The 19052-nt window shown below is 66.5% G+C and carries 18 protein-coding genes; 12 read left to right on the top strand and 6 right to left on the bottom strand.

The genetic code is table 11. The features are described from left to right. Positions 1-6: 6 nt before the first annotated feature. From NGB94_RS05105 to NGB94_RS05095, 3 genes are all read right to left on the bottom strand, one after another. A complete protein-coding gene (locus tag NGB94_RS05105) occupies positions 7-939 on the bottom strand; it encodes a sugar ABC transporter permease (protein WP_325789517.1) in 933 nt (310 codons plus the stop codon). After that, entirely contained in the window at positions 936-2543 is a 1608-nt protein-coding gene (locus NGB94_RS05100) for an ABC transporter permease subunit (protein WP_325789516.1), read from the bottom strand. Before NGB94_RS05100 ends, NGB94_RS05105 begins: the two co-directional genes overlap by 4 nt. Before the next feature lie 80 nt (positions 2544-2623). Further along, the gene (locus NGB94_RS05095; RefSeq protein ID WP_325789515.1) at positions 2624-3916 is read right to left on the bottom strand and encodes a maltose ABC transporter substrate-binding protein; all 1293 of its coding nucleotides are present in this window, start codon (positions 3914-3916) and stop codon (positions 2624-2626) included. Between the two features lie 268 nt (positions 3917-4184). On the opposite strand from NGB94_RS05095, the gene NGB94_RS05090 reads away from it, so the two are divergent. The 4 genes from NGB94_RS05090 (at position 4185) to NGB94_RS05075 (ending at position 8359) form a co-directional block, all read left to right on the top strand. After that, positions 4185-5909, top strand: coding sequence for a glycoside hydrolase family 13 protein (locus NGB94_RS05090; RefSeq protein WP_325789514.1), 1725 nt, complete (start codon positions 4185-4187; stop codon positions 5907-5909). Between the two features lie 4 nt (positions 5910-5913). Next, positions 5914-6969 carry a LacI family DNA-binding transcriptional regulator gene (locus tag NGB94_RS05085; protein ID WP_325789513.1) on the top strand — a complete coding sequence of 352 codons (1056 nt, stop codon included), beginning with the start codon at positions 5914-5916 and terminating at the stop codon, positions 6967-6969. A 77-nt stretch (positions 6970-7046) separates the two neighbouring features. After that, on the top strand, positions 7047-7418 hold the full coding sequence (locus tag NGB94_RS05080; protein ID WP_325789512.1) for a DoxX family protein: 372 nt from the start codon (positions 7047-7049) through the stop codon (positions 7416-7418). Beyond that, positions 7415-8359, top strand: coding sequence for a hypothetical protein (locus NGB94_RS05075; protein WP_325789510.1), 945 nt, complete (start codon positions 7415-7417; stop codon positions 8357-8359). The genes NGB94_RS05080 and NGB94_RS05075 overlap by 4 nt, the downstream gene beginning before the upstream one ends. An 18-nt stretch (positions 8360-8377) precedes the next feature. Here the strand turns inward: NGB94_RS05075 and NGB94_RS05070 are convergent, their stop codons facing one another. Beyond that, entirely contained in the window at positions 8378-9061 is a 684-nt protein-coding gene (locus NGB94_RS05070) for a GntR family transcriptional regulator (protein ID WP_325789508.1), read from the bottom strand. A 49-nt stretch (positions 9062-9110) separates the two neighbouring features. Continuing rightward, positions 9111-10586 carry an FAD-dependent tricarballylate dehydrogenase TcuA gene (tcuA, locus tag NGB94_RS05065; RefSeq protein ID WP_325789506.1) on the bottom strand — a complete coding sequence of 492 codons (1476 nt, stop codon included), beginning with the start codon at positions 10584-10586 and terminating at the stop codon, positions 9111-9113. A gap of 157 nt (positions 10587-10743) precedes the next feature. Here tcuA and NGB94_RS05060 point away from each other — a divergent pair, with 157 nt between their 5' ends. From NGB94_RS05060 to NGB94_RS05050, 3 genes are all read left to right on the top strand, one after another. Then, on the top strand, positions 10744-11817 hold the full coding sequence (locus NGB94_RS05060; RefSeq protein WP_325789505.1) for a tripartite tricarboxylate transporter substrate binding protein: 1074 nt from the start codon (positions 10744-10746) through the stop codon (positions 11815-11817). Between the two features lie 101 nt (positions 11818-11918). After that, entirely contained in the window at positions 11919-12440 is a 522-nt protein-coding gene (locus NGB94_RS05055; RefSeq protein ID WP_325789503.1) for a tripartite tricarboxylate transporter TctB family protein, read from the top strand. Then, the gene (locus NGB94_RS05050) at positions 12441-13979 is read left to right on the top strand and encodes a tripartite tricarboxylate transporter permease (protein WP_325789501.1); all 1539 of its coding nucleotides are present in this window, start codon (positions 12441-12443) and stop codon (positions 13977-13979) included. A 5-nt stretch (positions 13980-13984) separates the two neighbouring features. Here the strand turns inward: NGB94_RS05050 and zapE are convergent, their stop codons facing one another. Further along, positions 13985-15043 carry a cell division protein ZapE gene (gene zapE, locus NGB94_RS05045; RefSeq protein ID WP_325789499.1) on the bottom strand — a complete coding sequence of 353 codons (1059 nt, stop codon included), beginning with the start codon at positions 15041-15043 and terminating at the stop codon, positions 13985-13987. A gap of 111 nt (positions 15044-15154) precedes the next feature. Here zapE and NGB94_RS05040 point away from each other — a divergent pair, with 111 nt between their 5' ends. The 5 genes from NGB94_RS05040 to NGB94_RS05020 all read left to right on the top strand — a co-directional run bounded on the left by NGB94_RS05040 (position 15155) and on the right by NGB94_RS05020 (position 19004). Continuing rightward, positions 15155-16012, top strand: a complete 858-nt coding sequence (locus NGB94_RS05040) for a hypothetical protein (protein WP_325789497.1) — start codon at positions 15155-15157, stop codon at positions 16010-16012. Between the two features lie 133 nt (positions 16013-16145). Then, positions 16146-16436 (top strand): DUF1540 domain-containing protein, encoded by a 291-nt coding sequence (locus tag NGB94_RS05035; RefSeq protein WP_325789496.1) that lies wholly within the window; start codon positions 16146-16148, stop codon positions 16434-16436. A 22-nt stretch (positions 16437-16458) separates the two neighbouring features. Beyond that, positions 16459-17355 (top strand): restriction endonuclease, encoded by an 897-nt coding sequence (locus NGB94_RS05030; RefSeq protein ID WP_325789494.1) that lies wholly within the window; start codon positions 16459-16461, stop codon positions 17353-17355. A gap of 14 nt (positions 17356-17369) precedes the next feature. After that, complete coding sequence (locus NGB94_RS05025; protein ID WP_325789492.1) at positions 17370-17753, top strand: RNA-binding S4 domain-containing protein; 384 nt, start codon at positions 17370-17372, stop codon at positions 17751-17753. A gap of 498 nt (positions 17754-18251) precedes the next feature. Then, positions 18252-19004, top strand: a complete 753-nt coding sequence (locus tag NGB94_RS05020) for a hypothetical protein (protein ID WP_325789491.1) — start codon at positions 18252-18254, stop codon at positions 19002-19004. Positions 19005-19052: the final 48 nt, after the last annotated feature.

The raw sequence follows: 19052 nt of genomic DNA, 5'->3' as shown, positions 1-19052 counted from the left end.
CCAGCCCTAGCCCTTGACCGCACCGGCCACCAGGCCGGAAGCGATGTAGCGCTGCAGGAACAGGAACAGCGCCATCACCGGCACGGCGGCCAGCACTGCGCCCGCCGAGAACACGCCCCAGGTCCGCGACTGGTTGTCCCCCACGAACGAGTAGAGCCCGACGGCGAGGGTCTGGGTGTCCGGATCGTTGAGCACGATCGAGGCGATCATGAACTCCCCCGTGGTGGTGATGAAGGTCAGCAGGCCGACGATCGCCAGGATGGGGGTTACCAGGCGCAGGATGATGGTGAAGAAGATCTGGAAATGGCCCGCTCCGTCAATCCGCGCCGCCTCGTCCAGGGTCTTGGGCACCGTGTTGAAGAACCCGTACATCAGGTAGGTGTTCACGCCGAGGGCTCCGCCGAGGTAAACCATGATCAGGCCGAGCTGGCTGCCCAGTCCCAGCCAGGGAACAATGTCCGAGATCTCGGAGAGCAGCAGGAAGATCGCCACTACGCCAAGCATCTGCGGGAACATCTGGAGCAGGAGCAGGCTCAGCAGCCCCATGCGCCGGCCGGTGAAGCGCATCCGGGAGAAGCTGTAGGCAGCCAGCGCGCCGAGGAAGACCGTCGCGGCGCTGGTGACCAGGCCAATCACCAGGGTGTTCATGAACCAGCGGGCGAAAGGCTTCTGCGGGTCGGTGAACAGCGCCTGGAAGTTATCGAACCCGATGTCGCGGAACAGGCCGCTGGAGGCCACCAGCGTTCCGGTGGGGCTCAGCGCGGCAGAGAGGACGTAGGCCAGCGGCAGCAGGGCGAAGGCCGTCATGACCAGGCCCACCAGGTGCCGCCAGCCGGTGTCCTTGAACCAGGCCCCGAAGCTGCGGCGCCGCCGCCTCACGGGCGTGGTGCCGGCGGTTTCGGCGGCGGGGCGGGGAGGAAGGGCGGTGGAGGTGCTCATGAGTTCACTTCTTCCAGCGACTTGGTCTGCCTGAAACTAATGGCGGAGATGACGGCCACGATGATGAAGATCAGGATCGCCAGCGCACTGGCCAAACCGTAGTCACGCCCGGTGCCCTGGCCGAAGGCCACCTTGTACACCACAGTGATCAGCAGGTCGGTGGCGCCGATGTCCTGGCTGGTGCCGGGGAAGCGCGGTCCGCCCCCGGTGAGCATAAAGATCACGTTGAAGTTGTTGAAGTTGAACGCGAACGTGGAGATCAGCAGCGGTGCGGTGGAGACCAGCAGCAGCGGCAGCTTGATGGAGCGGAAGATCCGCCAGGCTCCGGCGCCGTCCATCCGGGCGGCTTCGTTGACTTCCTCCGGCAGTGACTGGAGGGCGCCGGTGCAGACCAGGAACATATAGGGGAAGCCCAGCCAGGTGTTGACCAGCAGCACGCTCGCCTTGGCCAGCCACGGGTCGTTGAGCCAGGGTATGGAGGCGCCGCCGAAGAACGTGCCGTTGATAAAGCCGAATTCCTGGTTGAGCATGCCGGACCAGACCAGACCGGCGAGGAAGGCCGGGAAGGCATACGGCATGATCATCAGTACGCGGTAGATCTTCTTGCCCTTGAGCGTGGGGTGGTTGAACGTGATGGCCAGGAAGAGCCCCAGCCCGAAGCACAGGGCCACGGAAGCCACCGCGAAGGTGAAGGTCCAGCCGATCACGCTGAGCAGCGGACCGCGGAGTTCCGGATCGGAGACGGCGCGCTGGAAGTTCTCGAAACCAACGTCGATCTTCCAGCCGGTGGCCAGGCGCTCGCCGTCGTCCGAGACGAAGGAACCCTCGCCGCTGTCCCGGTAGACCGTCCCGGTGTCAGTGTTGGTAAAGGTGTCGGCGGCCTCGTCATAGACCAGGACCGGCTTATAGACATAGGCGTTGGACCCGTCGGCAGTGGCCAGGGTGCCATCGTCGAGGTCATCCGAGAACGGAATCTTGAGCCCCAGGATTTCGGACTGGCGGGTCAGCAGCTCGTTGAAGGCGAGGGTTTCGTACCCCTCGACGCCGGTGGCTTTCCCGGTGCTGTCCGTCTGCGCGCCGCTGACGTCTTCCAACGGCATTTCGGCGCCGCCCAGCTGGACCTCCCCGTCCGGGTCCGTGACCAGCAGGAACAGCTCGCTGCCCTGTTCCAGCACGGATACCGCGTAGGCCGGGGAATCCGGAACCCGCTGCTGGGCGGTCAGGGAGATGGCCGCGACGGCGTCTTCCTTGGTGCTGTTGTGGCCGTCGCCGTAGTTGGTGAACGCCACGTAGCCGCTGTAGATGACCACAAAGACCTGGAAGACCAGCAGGAACAGCACGCCGGGGGCCAGGTACTTGGCGGGCAGCCCGCCCCTGCGCAGATAGATCCAGTTGATGATCACCGTGACCGCTGAGGCCACGGCGAAGACCACCCACTCCTCGTTGAGGAACAGGGCCATCAGGACATAGACGGCAAAGGCGTCCACGAGTCCAAGCAGCACGATCTTCGCCAGGGTTCCGGCCAGCGAGTCCGGGCTGCGCCGGCGGGACCGGACGGGTGCGGGTTTTACGGTGCGGACGGGGGCGTCCGTTGAAACGGCCATGTTGTTCTCCTACGAGTGGCCCGAACGGAGTTTCATTTCCGTTCGGGCCACTGAAGCGCCTGCGGGCTTGGTGGGTGCCGCTACTTGCTGATCTTGGACTCGATGTTGGAGACCATGGTGGGCCAGGCTGTGGCCGGGTCCGCTTCTCCCTTGATCAGGGACAGCTGTGTGCCTCCCCAGTCAGCCCAGACGGCTTCCATTTCGGGAATGGCGGGCATCGGGACGCCGTTGGCGCCGATCTCGCCGAAGGCGGCAACGATCGGGTCTTCTGCTGCCTTCTCGAAGGAGGCGGTCAGGGCCGGCGGCCGTCCACCGGCGTCGAACATGGAGTCCTGGACGGCTTCGGTGGTGAGGTAGTTCAGGGCGAACTCGTTGGCGGCAAGGGCGTTCTGGCTCTTGGCGCTGATGAAGAAGCCGTTGACGCCGACGAACGGCTGGGCGGGCTGGTCACCGGCGGTGGGCAGCGGATCGACGGCCAGGTTGATGCCGGCGTCGACGGCGTCGGGAACGTTCCAGGGGCCGGTCAGCAGGTACGGGGACGCGCCGGCGTTGAACTTCTCCTTGGCGATGTCCGGCGTGATGCTGGAGTTGAAGATGCGTTCGCCGGTATCTCCCCAGGCCACGAGCTTCTCGGCGAATTCGACGCCGCCGGGGTTGCCCAGTTCAAGCTTCGCCGGATCGTAGCTGCCGGACTCATCAGTGCCGAACACCGGAACGCCCATCGAGGTCTGCAGCGGGTACAGGTGGTACGGGTCGCCCTGCTTGGGATCCATCTGCACCAGGAACGGGAACTCTGCCTTGCCCTCGGCCACGGCGGCCTTGCCGTTGGCGATGACTTCGTCCATGGTGGCTGCCGGTTCGGAAACGATGTCCGTGTTCCGCAGCAGGCCGATGTTCTCGATCGAGTACGGGACCCCGTAAGTGTTGCCCTCGTAGGTCATGGCAGCGATGGCACTGTCCTGGAACTGGCTGGCCTTGTCACCGAGTTCGATCGGGGCGACGACGCCGTTCTGGACGAACTTGCCCAGCCAGTCATGCGGACCGACGATCAGGTCCGGGCCCTTGCCGGTGGGGACCTGGGTGATGAAGTCGTCCGATACCTGCTGGAAGTCCTTGGTAACCAGCTTGACCTCGATGCCGGTGTCTTCCTTGAACTTCTCGGTGACCTCGGTCAGGGCGGGGGAACGCTCGGCGTCCACCCACATGGTCAGCGTGGTTGCACCGGCGGACGCGAGATCGCTGGATTCGGCCCCTTCCCCGGTGTCGGACCCGCCGCCGCAGGCGGTCAGGACGAGGGCAGCGGTGACCGACACGGCACCGAGAGTAAGGGTACGGCGGCCAAAGCCCGCCGCACCCGTTGTGCGCACCTTCATTGGTGTACCTCTTCTGTTTTCAGGCCCCGGAGTGCCGGGGATGTATTTGGTGCCTGCCCGGAACCCGGACCATGGCATGGACGCAAGTGTAAGCGTGTGCGCAGTGTGCGTCCAGTCACAAACCAAATACGCCTGAATCCTGGCTTCGCCAAACACTGGAGGCGGTATCAGAGCAGGCCAAGGCACGTATTTCGGGACATAAGACACGATTGGTCATTTTGTGGAAGCGTTTGCATTCGGCATGGGAGGGTCCCTTAGGATGCAAGGCATGCTCAGCACTATCGCAGTCCCCTCCGTCCAGCTCCCCGGCGCCGGCCTGGTTCCGGTCCATGCAGCCTCCTCCGGGCGTGAGCGGCAGTGGTGGCGCTCCTCGGTGATCTACCAGATCTACCCCCGTTCCTTCCGCGACCTGCGCGGCGACGGCATCGGCGACCTGCCCGGCATCACCGCCGAAATCCCCGCCCTGGCGAGCCTGGACATCGACGCGATCTGGCTCTCCCCCTTCTACGTCTCCCCGCAGAAAGACGCCGGCTACGACGTCGCCGACTACTGCGACGTCGACCCCCTCTTCGGCACCCTGAACGACTTCGATGACCTCGTCGCCGCCGCCAAAAACCACGGCATCCGCGTCATCGTCGACCTCGTCCCCAACCACTGCTCCGACCAGCACCCCCTCTTCCAGGCCGCCCTCGCCGCCCCGGAAAACTCCCCCGCCCGGGACATGTTCATCTTCCGCGACGGCACCGGCGACAACGGCGAAAACCCGCCCAATAACTGGCAGTCCCACTTCGGCGGCCCCGCCTGGACCCGGGTCCAAAACCCCGACGGCACCCCCGGCCAGTGGTACCTGCACCTCTTCGACTCCACCCAGCCCGACTTCAACTGGGACAACCCCGCCATCCACGATGAATTCGAACGCATCCTGCGCTTCTGGCTCGACCGCGGCGTCGGCGGCTTCCGCGTCGACGTGGCCCACGCACTGATCAAGAAAAACGGGCTCCCCGACTGGGGCGGCCGCGCCGACGGTGCCTCCTCCGAAGGCTTCCCCGGCGACCAGGCACCAATGTTCGGCCAGGCCGGCATCCACGACATCTACCGCTCCTGGCGCAAGATCCTCGACGAATACGACGGCGACCGCGTGCTCTGCGCCGAAGCAACCATCGACCCCCTGGACCGGCTCACCGACTGGGTCCGCTCCGACGAAATGCACCAGACCTTCAACTTCGCCTACCTCCACCACCCGTGGAACGCGGGCGAGCTGCGCCGCATCATCGAAACCAGCCTCACCGCCTTCGACAAAGTCGGCGCCCCCACCACCTGGGTCCTCTCCAACCACGACGTCGTCCGCCACGTCTCCCGCTTCGGGCAGGCTCCAGGCCACACCCGTCCCGGCGACGGCCTCGGCCCGGAGGATTTCCAGCCTGACCATGAGCTGGGGCTGCGCCGCGCCCGCGCCGCGACACTGCTGATGCTCGCGCTTCCCGGCGGTGTCTACCTCTACCAAGGTGAGGAACTCGGACTTCCGGACCACACCATGCTCGAACACGGCCACCGGCAGGACCCAACCTTCCACCGCACCGGCGGCGAGCGCCTGGGCCGGGACGGCTGCCGGGTGCCGCTGCCCTGGACGGCGGATGCGCCGTCGTACGGATTCAGCAGCACCGGAAAGAGCTGGCTGCCCCAGCCCGATCAGTGGCGCGAACTCTCCCGGGACCTCCAGGAACAGGACCCGGACTCGACCCTGCACGTCTACCGGCATGCACTGGCCCTGCGGCGAGAACTGAACCTGGGCCACGGCTCCCTCGCCTGGTGGCCCGAGCACGATGACAAGGGCGTTGTCTCCCTTGTCAACGGGAACCTCCTCGCGGTGATGAACATGGGCAGCGAGCCGGTGGAACTGCCCGCGGGCGAGGTCCTGGTGCGCAGCATTCCGGAAGCCGGCGCCAACGGCGTGCTGGCACCGGACGCTGCCGTCTGGATTCGGCTAACCTAAGCCAGTGGAACGCAGCGCCCGCGGGGCAGGTATTCGGGAAGTCGCCGCCCGGGCAGGAGTCTCGGCCGCGACCGTCTCCCGGGCGCTGAGCGGCAACGGCAGGGTTTCGGAGAAGACGCGGGAGAAGGTCCAGGCCGCGGCCGGGGAGCTCGGCTTCGTGATCTCCTACAACGCGTCCTCGCTGGCCTCCGGCCGGAGCCGGAACATCGGAATCGTGATTCCCACCGTGGGCCGCTGGTATTTTTCCCAGGTCCTCGAGGGCGCAGCATCTGCGCTGATCGAGGCGGGCTATGACCTGACGCTGTACAACACCTCCGACGGTCCGGGCCACCGGGAGAGTGTCCTCAAGGAAATGCTGCAGCGCAAAAGGCTCGACGCCGTGATCACCGTCGCGCTGCGCCTCACCGAAGAGGAACTGGAACAGCTGCGCGAGGTCGGCAAGCCGATTGTGGCCATCGGCGGCCCGCTGCCGGACACCCCCACCGTGCGGGTGGACGAGTTCAGCATTTCTGCCCTGGCCACCCGGCACCTGATCTCGCTGGGCCACACGCGGATCGCCCACATTGGCGGCGGTGAGGAGCTTGAACGCGATTTCCGGATGGGCAGCACCCGGCAGGACGGCTACCGCTCCGCCATGGCTGAAGCCGGGCTCGCCGTCGAGCCCCAGTGGCTGCGCAGCTCCGTGTTCAGCGTGGCCGGAGGGTTCGCCGCGGCCAAGGCCCTGCTCGCCGACCCCGCTGCCGGAGTCACCGGGATCTTCTGCGCCGCGGATGAGATAGCGGTCGGCACCATCCTGGCCGCCCGCGAACTGGGGCTGCGGGTGCCGGAGGACCTCTCCGTCATCGGCATTGACGGCCATGAGCTCTCTGCGGTTTTTGGCCTCACCACCATCAGCCAGGATCCAGCCGGCCAGGGAGCCGCCGCCGTCGGCGCCGTCCTGTCCCTGCTGCGCAACCAGCCGGTGGGCGGTGAGCTGCTTACGGGGTTCTATCCCACGGAGTTCGTTGTCCGCTCCAGCACCGCAGTGCCGCCCGGATTCCAGGGCCGGACCGCTCCGTAGCTGTGCCTTGGCGAAACGGCTGGATAGGATGACAGAGCCGGGCCTGCCGGCAGGGAACGGGGGATTGAGGAACATCCATGCTGGTGTTTTTGTGGGTAGCGGAGATTGTGCTGGCCCTGCTGTACTTCGGCCTCGGAGTCATGCGTCTGGTTCAGCCCTACTCCAAGCTGGTACGGGTACTGCGCTGGCCGGCTGACTTTCCCGCCTGGGGCGTCAAGCTCATCGGCGTGGCCGAGATCCTCGGGGCCCTGGGCCTGCTGCTCCCCGCCGCCACCGACGTCGCACCCATCCTGACCCCCGTCGCTGCCTGCGCTCTGGCACTCATGATGGCCGGTGCCGTTGCCGTGCATGCGCGGCGCAGGGAACGCCAGCGCATAGCCCTTCCGGCGATCCTGCTGGCGGTGAATGTCTTCGTGGCCATTGGCCGGTTTGGACCTTATCCGGGATGACCCCTTCCCAGCGTTCGGAAGCCGAGGATCCCGCAGAGGCGGTCACCCGGCTGTACGGGCTGCTTCCCGGCGAGTTCACGGCGTCCCGCAATGCCGAGGCCGCCGCGGCCACCCGTGACGGGCACCCCGAACTTGGCAAACGGCTCAAGTCGCTGCCCAAGCCGTCGGCTGCCGCCTGGCTGACCAACATGCTCATCCGCGAGGAAGGTCCCTCAATAGCCAGTGTCCTCTCGCTGGGCGCGTCCCTCCGGGAAGCCCAGGCCGATCTTGACCGGGATGAACTGCGCAGGCTGAACTCCGACCGCCACCGTATGCTCCGGAGCCTGGCAAGGGACGCCCGCGAACTGGCCGAACGGCTCGGCAACCCGGTAAGCGCCGCAGTGGCAGCCGAGGTGGAGCAGACGCTCTGGGCCGCAATGACGGACCCGGACGCAGCAGCGGCCCTGGCTTCCGGCCGGCTGGTGCGCGGCCTGGAGGCGAACGGCTGGGAACCCGTGGACCTCGACGGCGCGGTGGCAGATCCGGATTCAGCCGTCCCTCTGGTCTCCGCCGGGGCCAGGCCCGGGGCAGCAGGAGGAAGAGCCGGGAAAGCCGGGACATCCCCCGCGAAAGGGACCACCCGGCAGCAGCAGGCTGCCCGGACGAAGGCCCGGAAGGAAGCCGAGAAGGCGCTGGCCGGTGCCAGGGAAGCAGCGGAGCAAGCCGAGCACAGGCTGGCCGAGGTCCAGTCGGAGGTTGAAAGCCAGACATCCTTCCGGGACGGACTGACCGAAGAGATCGATGACCTCCGGGAACGGATCCGGGACCTGGAGCGCGAAGTCAGTGACCTTGACCGCCGGCGCGGAGCGCTGGAACGTTCCCGGGACAAGGCACGCCGTGAGGCCAGGGCAGCCCGGCGCGCGGTGGAAAAAGCTGAGGCCAAACTGGACTCGCTAAGCTGACCGGCAGTCCGGCTGCGGTCAGCTCCGGTAAGAACGAAGCTGCTCCTGCAGGGCTCCCTCGCGCAGCAGCTTCAGCCGCAGGCTGCGCGCCGTCTCCATATGTTTCCGGGCGATGGCCCGCGCTGCGTCGGAATCCTCCCGGTCGATCGCGGCTGCCAGGGCGGCGTGCTCTTCCAGGGCGTCTTCCCAGCGCTGGCCCACGGACAGCGTGGAATGCGGGGCGTGGACCAGGTGGGTGGACAGCCGTTCCAGCAGATCCTGCAGCACCGGATTGTGGGCGCAGGCCCACACGGCGGAGTGGAACTCGAGGTTGGTCCTGATACGCGTCTGGTCATCAGGAGACTGCAGGCCGCGGTCCCTTTCGAGCAGGGCTTCGAGCCGCATCTGGTCGGTGAAGCGGCGGGCTCTTGCCGCCTGCCCTGCGGCTTCTTCTTCCAGCAGGATCCGCATGTCATAGACCTGGATGACCTGCTGCGGATCAACCTGGGGAACCTGCAGGCCGCGGGCAACGCGTTCCAGGAGCCGCTCCTGCTGCAGGCGGGAGAGCGCCTCCCGAACCGGAGTCCGGGAGACGCCAAACCGCTCCGCCAGAGTTACCTCGCGCATGGCCGTTCCGGGAGGGTGCAGCCCGGAGAGGATCTCCGACCTCAAGGTCAGGAAGATCGACTCTCCGTCCTTGCGGGTAGATGCCGGTTGGGCCACAGTGGATGTTCCTTGCACGAGAGCAGTTAGGGAAGGTCTACCGGCAACTTTACGCGAGCTGCCCTGCCCGCCGGCCGAAGACACAACCTGCTGCCAGGCCCGAACCGCCGGGGTAGTTGGTGCTGAACAGGCCGCCCAACATCTCCCCTGCCGCGAAAAGACCGGGGATCGGGGTCCCGTTTTCGTCCAGGACCCGCCCGTGGGTGTCTCCCCGCACGCCTCCGAAGGTGAAGGTGATGCCGCAGGTGACGCCAAAGGCGTAGAACGGGCCGGTCTCAAGGGGACTGGCCCAGTTGCTCTTGGGCGGCTGGGTCCTGGCTGCCCGGCCGTCCAGGACGTTGGGATCCAGCGGGACGGACCGGTCGATGGAACTGTTGAAGCCGGTGACGGTTTTCTCCAGGCTCTCCGGATCAATGCCGATTTTCGCTGCGAGTTCGGCGATGGTATCCGCTGTTTCGACCGAGACTCCGGGCATGTCGTACTCTTCGGTCCGGAGCATGGGACGCAGGTTCTGGTCGAAGATCTGGTATGCGATGGACCCGGGCTGCCGCAGGATCTCACGCCCGTACTTGGCGTAGGTGTAGTTGCGGAAGTCCGCGCCCTCGTCGAGGAAGCGTTCGCCGTCGCGGTTCACGATGATTCCCAGGGGGTAGCTCTGGCGCGTCAGGCGGTTGGTCAGCTCCCGGTTGGATTCGTTCAGCGCGGTGAAAGCGTCCCACTGGACGCTGTGGCACGTGTTCCAGTCACCGCCGCGGGCAGCACCGATCTCCAGTGCCGCCATGATCATGTCCCCGGTGTTGCAGGGGGTGCCGCGCACCTTGGCGTTCTCCCAGCCTTCGCCGAGGAACTCGCGCCGCTTGGCCGGATCGGACTCGAATCCGCCGGCGGTGAGAATCACGGACTGTGCAGAGAAGGTGCGTTCGCCCTCCGCTGTCCTAACCCGGACCCCGGTGACCGCACCGTCCTCGACGAGCAGTCCGGTGGCCGCATGCCCGTAGCGCACGTCCACGCCCAGACCCGCTGCCACCCGCGCATGATCCGCCATCATGCCCTCGCCGCCGCCTACGTTCCCGACATGCAGCCCGCCCCAGAACAGGTAGCTGCCGTCCGGCCGCTCGTACGCCTGCCGTTCGTACATCAGCCGGTACTTCAGTCCCAGCCCGGCCAGCCAGCGCAGGGTGGACTGGCTTTCGGCGATGAGGACTTCGGTGAGCCCGGGATCATTTCGCCCCTCGGTGACCTTGGCCAGGTCCGAGGCGTAGTCCTCGGCGGTGTACGGCGGAACCTCGGTAACCGGGTGCCGGTCATCGTCCTCGATGAACCCGCGCAGGTCCTCGAGTCCGCCGTGGACAATACGGGTGGCGCCCGCCGTGTAGAAGCTGTTGCCGCCGGAAAGCTCCGGGGTCCCCTTCTCGAGCAGGACCACTTTCCTCCCTCGTTCTGCCGCTGCATGCGCTGCGGTGAAGCCGGCGTTTCCGCCGCCGATCACCAGGACGTCGGCGTCCGGCTGATTCTCCTGTGGCATGACTGAACACTCTCTCTCATCGTCGCTGCGTATGACTGTATACAACGTAGCCCATAAAAATACATTGCGGAACATTCCTTTGGTTTCCCAATCGGAACCGCACGACATAACAGGCGATTGCCCATATGGCTAGTGGCCTGAGCGATGTTGCAGTGACGTGGATCACGGTATATACAAGTACTTCATTGTGTACAAACAGCGCCGCAAAGCGCTCCAAACGACCACCACGACGCTCTTTGGAACAGGAACCATGAAGCTAACCCTGCGCTCCGGCGCCTTCGCCCTGGTTACGGTGCTGGTTACAGTCCTTGCCTTCATCAACGCCGCTTCCTCCGGCGGAACAGCAACAGCCCGCAGCAAACTCACCCTGATCGCACCCGCGGCCCCCGGCGGCGGCTGGGACGGATTCGCCCGTGAATCCCAGCAGGCGCTGCGGGGAAACGGAATCGTGAACAACCCGCAGGTGGTCAACGTTCCAGGCGCCGGCGGAACCATCGGCCTGAGCCGGTTCGTCCAGACGCCGGGCCGGGAAGACGCCCTGCTGGTCACCGGCGGTGTGATGATCGGCGCCATCGAACTGGCGGATAACCCTGAATCCATGGACGATGTGGTTCCCATCGCCAAGCTGGCAGATGACTATGCAGCGCTGGTGGTTCCCGCCGACTCAGAGTTCCAGACGCTCGACGATTTCCTGGCGGCGTGGATCCAGAACCCGGGCGGAACCTCCATCGGCGGCGGCTCGCTGGGCTCGATTGACCACCTGCTGAGCGGCCTGCTCGCGAAAGAAGTGGGCCTGGACCCCAAACTGGTGAACTACGTGGCTTACTCCGGCGGCGGGGAGGCGCTGACCTCGCTGCTCTCACACACAACGGCGGCGGGGATGTCCGGCTACAACGAAGTGGCCGACCAGATTGAAGCCGGCTCGCTCCGGGCACTGGCCATCTCCTCCGAAGAGCGCCTTGACGGGGTGGACGTGCCGACCTTCAAGGAACAGGGCGTGGACGTGGCGATGTCCAACTGGCGCGGCGTCGTTGCCGCCCCGGGCATCTCCGACGCCGCCCGCGACGAATTCACCGCAATCATCACCGAGATGCGCGAAACCGATGACTGGAAAGACACCCTGGCACGCAACAGCTGGACGGACAGCTTTGCCACCGGAGAAGAACTCGAAGAGTTCGTCGCCGGCGAAGTGGCCACCGCACGCGAGATCGTAAAGGACCTGGGACTATAAGCATCACAGGCAGCAGGCCCGATGCCGGGCAAGACCAGAGCACTCAGGCTGCCGCAGCCGCCGGCCTCCTGCGCGGACGCAGCGAACTGCTCGTCGCCGTCGTGCTGTATGCCCTGGCCGTATTCCTGACCGCAGGAACCCTCACCATGAACGTGCAGGGCACGGCAGCGCCCGGCCCGCGGTTCTTTCCGATACTGGTCTGCATCCTGCTCTACGGAGTGGCCACAGCCCTGACGGTTTCAGTGCTGCGCAGCCCGAGTGTCCCGGACACCCGGAAGCACCCCGACCACGGAAACTTCTCCGACGACATGCTCCGGGACCTGGCCGGCCTGCCCGCACAGAAGTCCCCCGCCGGACCCGCCGGCACCTGGCGGACGTATTCCGACTGGCGGACCGTGGGGCTGGTGCTCCTGGGCGTAGTCGTTTTCACCGCCGTGCTCAACCTTCTGGGCTGGATCCTCAGCGCAGCCTTTCTCTTCTGGATCATCTGCTACGCGCTGGGCAGCCGGCGCCCCGTCTTCGACGCCGGGGTGTCCCTGCTCTTTGCCTCGGCAATCCAGCTCGCCTTTAACGCCGGCCTGGGCCTGAACCTGCCCTCCGGTTTCCTGGGAGGACTTCTCTAGATGGATCAGCTATCCCTGCTCTTCGACGGCTTCGGAGCCGCACTCACACCCATGAACCTGCTGTGGGTCCTGATCGGCGCCGTGCTGGGCACCGCCGTCGGCGTCCTGCCCGGCCTGGGCTCCGCCATGGCGGTGGCCCTGCTCCTCCCGGTTACCTTCTCCCTGGATCCCACAGCGGCGTTCATCATGTTCGCCGGCATCTACTTCGGCGGGCTCTTCGGTGATTCAACCGCCGGGATCCTGCTCAACACCCCAGGCAACTCCTCCGCGATCGCCTCCACCTTCGAGGGCCACCGGATGGCCAAGAACGGCAATGCCGCCAAGGCCCTGGCCACCGCAGCCATCGGCGCGTTCATTGGCGGGCTTATCGCCACCACGCTGGTGGTCTTCTTCGCCCCCACCCTGGTGAAACTCGCTACCGTGTTTGGGCCGGCGGAGTACTTCGCGCTGGCCGTGTTTGCCTTCCTCGCCATCTCCGCCGTTGTGTCCGAGTCCGTGGTCCGCGGTCTTGCAGCCCTGGGCGTCGGTCTGGCCCTGGCGCTCGTGGGCATTGACGGCCCCAGCGGCACCGCACGCTTCACGCTGGGCATGCCCCAGCTGTTCGACGGCATCTCGATCATCGTGATCACGGTCGGGCTGCTGGCGCTGGGCGAAGTGTTCCATATCGCTTCCCGCATCCACCGGGACCCGGCAGCCACGCAGATCAAGACCCGGGGCCGGGCCCGCATCAATCTGCGCGACGTCCGCCGTGCCATGCCGGCCTGGCTGCGCGGCACTGCCTTCGGTGCTCCCTTCGGCCTGATCCCCGCGGGCGGAGCCGAAGTGCCCACCTTCCTTGCCTACGGCACGGAGAAGAAACTCGCTTCCCGCCGCAAGGACCCTGAGTTCGGCACCACCGGCTCCATCAAGGGCCTCGCTGCCCCGGAAGCTGCCTCCAACGCAACGGCCGGAACCGCCATGGGGGCGCTGCTGGCCCTGGGCCTGCCCACCTCCGCGACAGCGGCCATCATGCTCGCAGCATTCCAGCAGTACGGCATGCAGCCCGGCCCGCTGCTCTTTGAGCGCAGCGGTGAACTCGTATGGGCGCTGCTCGCGTCGCTGTTCATAGGCCTGGTGATCCTGCTGATCATCAACCTGCCCTTCGCCACGGTGTGGGCCAGGCTGCTGAACATTCCGCGGCACTATCTGTATGCCGGGATCACCGTCTTCTCCATGCTGGGTGTGTATGCGGTCAGTTCCTCGGTCCTGGACCTCTGGCTGCTGATCGCCATCGGGCTCCTTGGGTTCATGATGCGCCGCTTCAACATCCCGCTGGCACCGGTACTGATCGCGGTGATCCTGGGCCCGATGGCGGAAACCGAACTCCGCCGGGCGCTGGCGGTATCCGAAGGCGACCTTGGCATCCTGGTGGGCAGCCCCATCACCATCACCCTCTACCTGGTGCTGGCCGTCGCCCTGGCTGTCTCCGGCATCCAGCACCTGCGCCACCGCCGCACCCGGAGGACACCGGACCGCGAGGGGCAGCCCGTGGATGCCTGAGTGCGCTAGGCCGCGGCCGGAACGCCCAGCATCCCGAACCGGCTGCTGATGCGGGCCAGGTCGACTTCGTGGGCGGTCCCCGGAAACCTGCCGGCGTAGTCACTGAAGCCGAGCACGTCCAGGCGGCAGCCGGCGTCGTAAAGCACATCTACCAGATTGCCGAACCGCTGCCAGGCATTTGGATCCTCATGGGTGGTGTCCGGAACACCGGACACCACCCAGTGCCTGTATTCGCCGGCCAGGGCCAGATAATCCGACGCCGCTGACCGGGTGCCGCACAGCTCCGCAAAGGTGAACCAAAGCTGTCCGCCGGCAGCACGCGCCGCCGTCAGCGCCAGCGTTCCCGGCTTCAGCACCGCTGTTTCCGCCGGAACCGGCACCCGAAGTCCAGCTGCGCCCAGGGCCGCTGCATCCGGCGCCCGGAGATGGTGGCCGGCAGCAAATCCGGTTCGCCCGCGGGGACGGGCCGTGCGGTAGTCCAGCTCACCGTCCAGGGCTGCCACCTGCAGGCGGGTGGTGATCAGTTCGATCCCCGGCTCAAAGAGGTGGTGGAACATCGGATCCGGGAGCAGCTCATGCGGGGCGTAGTTCGACGTCGCCACCAGCACGGTTCCGCGTTCAGTCACCTGCCGGAGCAGCCGGGTCACAAACGCGGCTTCGGCCGGCCCGTTGACGTGGAATTCGTCAAAACAGAGCAGCCGGGCGTCCCCCAGGAGGGCGTCCAGCCCCGCAGTGAAGGCAGACTGCTGCGCGTAGCCCTTCCGTCCGTACCCTTCAAAGGTCCGGGCGTGCAGTTCCCGGAAGAAATCGTGGAAGTGCAGCCTGCGCTTTTCCGGCACGGGCACCGCCCCGTAGAAAGCATCCAGCAGCCAGGTTTTTCCACGGCCGGGAGGTCCCCACAGATACACCGAACTACCGGCTTCCGCCTCTGCAGACACCGCCGCAGCGCCCGCGCGGGCCAGCAGCGGAAGCACTGCCAGCTGTGCGCCGTCGAGCGTCAGACCCTCCGCTTCGGCGGCCTGCCGCACCGCTGAGGAGATGGTTTCAAGGTGGTCGGAGGTCATACACCGGTTATACCGAGTCGTTTCAGCGCCTCCAAATGCCCTCCTGTGGCAAGATTTCAGCGACGGCACGCGCAGCTGCCGGTACGTTGAAAAGAGCAGGCAAGGGACAGAGTGCAGCAGTTATGGGCGGGCCTGGATTTTTGGACGGTCAGCCAGGCAACGGCCCTGGTCTCGGCGGTTTTTGGAGTCTTTATCGTCGCCCGGGCGTGCTGGGACAATACCGTTCTGCCGGCCCTGACGGACCACTATCTGGAGCTCGTGGCACGGCGGGCAGCCGAACTGCGCCAGCCGGCGGAGCAGCCGGACCGTTCGGCCTCCGCCTTCGGCAGGCGCATGATCCGCACCCTGACCGATCCGCGCCTCATGATGCCCTCCGCCGACGAACGCAGCTGGGCCGGGAAACAGGAACAGCGCAGGCACTCCAGGCCCTCCCCCGGCCAGCGGCGGCAAAGCGCCGTCGCTCTGGCAGGCCTGCTCCGCCGCCCGCACCTTGTCCCTGAACAAGAGTCAATGCTGGCTGACGCGATGGCCCGGCTGGCACCGGCGGTAGCCTCCGCCGAGAGCTGGAGTGAACTGCGCAGTACCGCCCGGCTTCATGCGCAGACGGCGGCTTCGCTGCTCCGCACTTCCGCCGCCCGGCGTTTTCTCTCCGCGTTCCTGCCTGCCATGGGGCGCTACCTGGACTTTGTGGGGCGCGGCAGCGCCCTCGGGCTCGCCGTGGGAGTCCTGGCATCCGGCGGGCTAAGCGGGGACAGCACCCTGGTGGGCGTGCTCACCACCATCTGCGGCGTCGGCGGTGCCATCGTGTTCACCGCAACGGTCATCCGCTGCGATGCCAGGTCCTGGCCCGCGCCCCGGCGGAAAGTCCCGGAACCGCTGCGCAGGATCTACCCGGAAGCTTCCTTCCTGCTCCGGCTGCTGCTCACCGTCGCCGCCGTCCTGGTGGCTGTCTCCATCCTGCAGCAGTAGCCCCTACCCTCCGGCCCGGCGAATTACGGCCAAGAAATTCGTGCTAATTATTCGCCGGCTCCGGTGGTACGTTCGGAACTCGGGCACGATCCACTCCGGCAACATGCAACCAGCAACAAGCACGGGAGGAACCATGACTGACCATGTAGCACCCGTATCCGACTGTTCGGTCCATAGCTGCGACTTCAACCACGACGGCTGTACCGCCTACGCCATCACCGTCGGAGGTTCCCAGGACCACGCCAGCTGCGCCACCTTCATCGACACCTCCGCAACAGGCGGCCTGCCCAAGGTCCTCGCCACGGTCGGAGCCTGCCAGCGTGATGAATGCCGCCACAACAACCATCTGATGTGCGACGCGCATGACGTGCGTGTCGGCCCCGGCGCCGAGCTGGCTGACTGCCTCACCTACGAGCCGCGTTGAGGGCCTGCATCCGGAACTGCGCATGACCTCGGTCTTTCTTGCCTGGGACCCGGTTTGGCCTGAAGCGTGGCAGCCTGATTACCAGGCCGCCGCGGCTATCGCGGCAGACGCCGGTTTTTTCCGGGCAGTCTGGGACGTCGCGTCGGCGGAGGACGGCCCGGAACCGGGCTCGGATGCCTGGTTTGTTGTTCCCGGCGAGCGGCCCGGGCTGGCCGGGCACGGAGTCGTGGTTTCTGCTCCCTACGGCGTAGCGGATCCTGAAACTGCGGACGGCTGGGTTCGGCTGGTGGACATAGATATTGACGTGCTGCTGCCCCTGGACGAATTGGTCCTCCTGGAGGATTTGCCGCCGGAAATCGCAGGGCTGTGTCCCGAGGCCGGCGCTGCCGCTGTCCTGGACCAGGCCCTGAGCGGGGAACTGCGCCGGGCATGGTCCCGGAACGCCTCGCCTGAACCATCCGGCGGGCTGCTCCCGGGGTCGCTGCCGCAGCCGGCGGTGCGCTGGTCGCTCACCAGCCGCTGGGAACACGATCCCGGAGCGCGGCGCGTATGCCTTGCGCACCACGGCCCGGCCTGCTCGGCGTGCGGTTTCGATCCGGAGGCGGTCTTCGGCCCGGACGGCGCAGGTGTGCTGCAGGTCCATCACATTGTTCCGCCCAGCCTGCTCTCTGACGGATACGAGCTGGATCCCGTGACAGATCTCGTGCCGCTGTGCCCAACCTGCCACGCGGTGTCCCACCGGGGGTTCCCTGACCCGTTCACCCCGGCTGAACTGAGGCGGCTGCTGGCTTCGCGGGACGTCCCGCTGCACGACGCCGTCCTGCGGGGAACGCTCCCGTCACCGGAGCAGCTGGAGGCGGAGGCAGACGCCCGCAGGCTGCTTGGCTTCAAAGGCCGGCGGAGCGGTCCGGCAGACTAGACTCGGGAATCACCATGAGCATTCCGAACAGCAGCTCCAGGCCTGTGCGCGTCGACGCCTGGCTCTGGGCTATCCGCGCCTACAAGACCCGTTCCGCGGCAACAGCCGCCTGCCGGGCCGGTCATGTGAAGCTCAACGGCAACGCGGCGAAAGCGGCGGCACCGGTCCAGCCCGGTGACACTATCCGTGTCCGGCAGCCTGGATTCGAACGCATCCTGGAGGTGCGCGGGCTGATCGCCAAGCGGGTGGGCGCCGAGGCCGCGTCGCACTTCTTCACCGACCACACGCCCGAACGCCCTGCTGCGCCGGCGCTGGGCATTCCCCAGCGGGACCGCGGCACCGGCCGTCCCACCAAGAAGGACCGGCGGGAGCTTGAACGGCTCCGGGGCGCACGCTAGCAGTTCCTTTCCCTGAGCCCGGCGGACTTCAGGGGTGCCTGGATTCCTCCAGACAGGAGCGGCAAAGACGGCGCTGTCCCGTGTCATCCTGCCTGCAGACCAGCAGGGCGGGACGGTTGAATTCCCAGGTCCGCTGGACCACCTGGCACCAGGAAGAGTGAAAGACAGTACCCCGTCGCGTGACGTAGACCTGGTCCGGTCCCAGCGACGGCGGTGCCGGTACGGCCCTGGCACGGCTGGCCTGGACCCATCGGCGGACGGCCGCCGCTCCGGAGGCCGGAGTCAGCACATCAGTTGTTGGCTTCGTTTGCGTAACTGCGTTGTAAGTCCCCATGCAGTGACCATAGGAAACCGATGCCCGGCATCGGCGAAAGATATCCGCATTTTTTGCACAAGTTCGAGCGTGCCGCGCCCGGACCGCGGAGGTGCACCCGTATGGTGCAGTCCCCCCACCCGGATTCCCTGCCGGATTCCAGCTTCACCGGCTATCCTGTCGGCATGCTGAAGAGGATAGCCCGCAAGATTGCTGCGGCTGCACTGGCTCTTTTCGCCCTCGTTTCCGGACTGGTGGTACTGGGCGTCTACGCTCTTTTGTCCTTCGCGTCCTGGGCGATCTGGGGAGCGGTGCCTCCCGCCTACACCTTCGTCCTGGCGTTCGTGATTCCCCCGCTGGGCGTTGCCGCCCTCACCGGGCTGGGCCTGGGAGCGGGCAAGACGGCGAAGCTGCTCAGGGCACGCCGTAACCGGCTGTCCCGCGCCGCCGCCGCAGCGTCGTCGTGGGAGTCCGCAAACAGCCGCCGGGACGCGGCACTGGTGGCATGGTCCCGCTATGAAACGGATGTTTCCCTGCTTATCGAGTATCCGGTCATGACGGATTACAGCGATCCGGTAATCCGCGAGGTCATCGTGGCGATGCAGGGCATTCGGGAGGCAGAGCGGGGAACCGATCCGGTGCACCTGCACCTCGCCGTCGACCGTTTTGAAATTGCGCTGCGCACCGCAGAGAACTATGCCCGCCGCTGCGGGCAGTCCAAGCTCACGGAGGCTGAACGCGGCAAGCTGGCGACAGCCCGTGCCGCCCTCAATCTCCTGCTCGACGGCGGCGCGTCCCCCACCGAGGTGGAGGGCGCCTACCGAAGCCTGCGGCGGTCGCTGCGCGGAATCATCGACCTGCCGGCGCAGGCCGCCGCAGACCTGGATGCCCGTGCCCGCGATGCCCGCCGGCTTGGAGCGCTTCGAATGGCAAGCTAATCCGGCGCTTTGTCCCCTGCAAAACTTGACGTCCCTCCCAGTGGGGCC

This window comes from Arthrobacter koreensis (genome assembly GCF_035792275.1).
Taxonomy (GTDB): domain Bacteria; phylum Actinomycetota; class Actinomycetes; order Actinomycetales; family Micrococcaceae; genus Arthrobacter_B; species Arthrobacter_B koreensis_A.
Note: the sequence above shows the minus strand (reverse complement) of the source record. Positions and strands in the feature narration are given on the sequence as shown.

Excerpts from the sequence above, each read along its gene's own strand:
- NGB94_RS05080 (WP_325789512.1), top strand. The coding sequence starts at position 7,047 with ATGCTGGTGTTTTTGTGGGTAGCGGAGATTGTGCTGGCCCTGCTGTAC.
- NGB94_RS05025 (WP_325789492.1), top strand. The coding sequence starts at position 17,370 with ATGAGCATTCCGAACAGCAGCTCCAGGCCTGTGCGCGTCGACGCCTGG.
- NGB94_RS05050 (WP_325789501.1), top strand. The coding sequence starts at position 12,441 with ATGGATCAGCTATCCCTGCTCTTCGACGGCTTCGGAGCCGCACTCACA.
- NGB94_RS05095 (WP_325789515.1), bottom strand. The coding sequence starts at position 3,916 with ATGAAGGTGCGCACAACGGGTGCGGCGGGCTTTGGCCGCCGTACCCTT.
- NGB94_RS05105 (WP_325789517.1), bottom strand. The coding sequence starts at position 939 with ATGAGCACCTCCACCGCCCTTCCTCCCCGCCCCGCCGCCGAAACCGCC.
- NGB94_RS05020 (WP_325789491.1), top strand. The coding sequence starts at position 18,252 with ATGCTGAAGAGGATAGCCCGCAAGATTGCTGCGGCTGCACTGGCTCTT.
- NGB94_RS05035 (WP_325789496.1), top strand. The coding sequence starts at position 16,146 with ATGACTGACCATGTAGCACCCGTATCCGACTGTTCGGTCCATAGCTGC.
- tcuA (WP_325789506.1), bottom strand. The coding sequence starts at position 10,586 with ATGCCACAGGAGAATCAGCCGGACGCCGACGTCCTGGTGATCGGCGGC.
- NGB94_RS05090 (WP_325789514.1), top strand. The coding sequence starts at position 4,185 with ATGCTCAGCACTATCGCAGTCCCCTCCGTCCAGCTCCCCGGCGCCGGC.
- NGB94_RS05100 (WP_325789516.1), bottom strand. The coding sequence starts at position 2,543 with ATGGCCGTTTCAACGGACGCCCCCGTCCGCACCGTAAAACCCGCACCC.
- NGB94_RS05075 (WP_325789510.1), top strand. The coding sequence starts at position 7,415 with ATGACCCCTTCCCAGCGTTCGGAAGCCGAGGATCCCGCAGAGGCGGTC.
- zapE (WP_325789499.1), bottom strand. The coding sequence starts at position 15,043 with ATGACCTCCGACCACCTTGAAACCATCTCCTCAGCGGTGCGGCAGGCC.
- NGB94_RS05030 (WP_325789494.1), top strand. The coding sequence starts at position 16,459 with ATGACCTCGGTCTTTCTTGCCTGGGACCCGGTTTGGCCTGAAGCGTGG.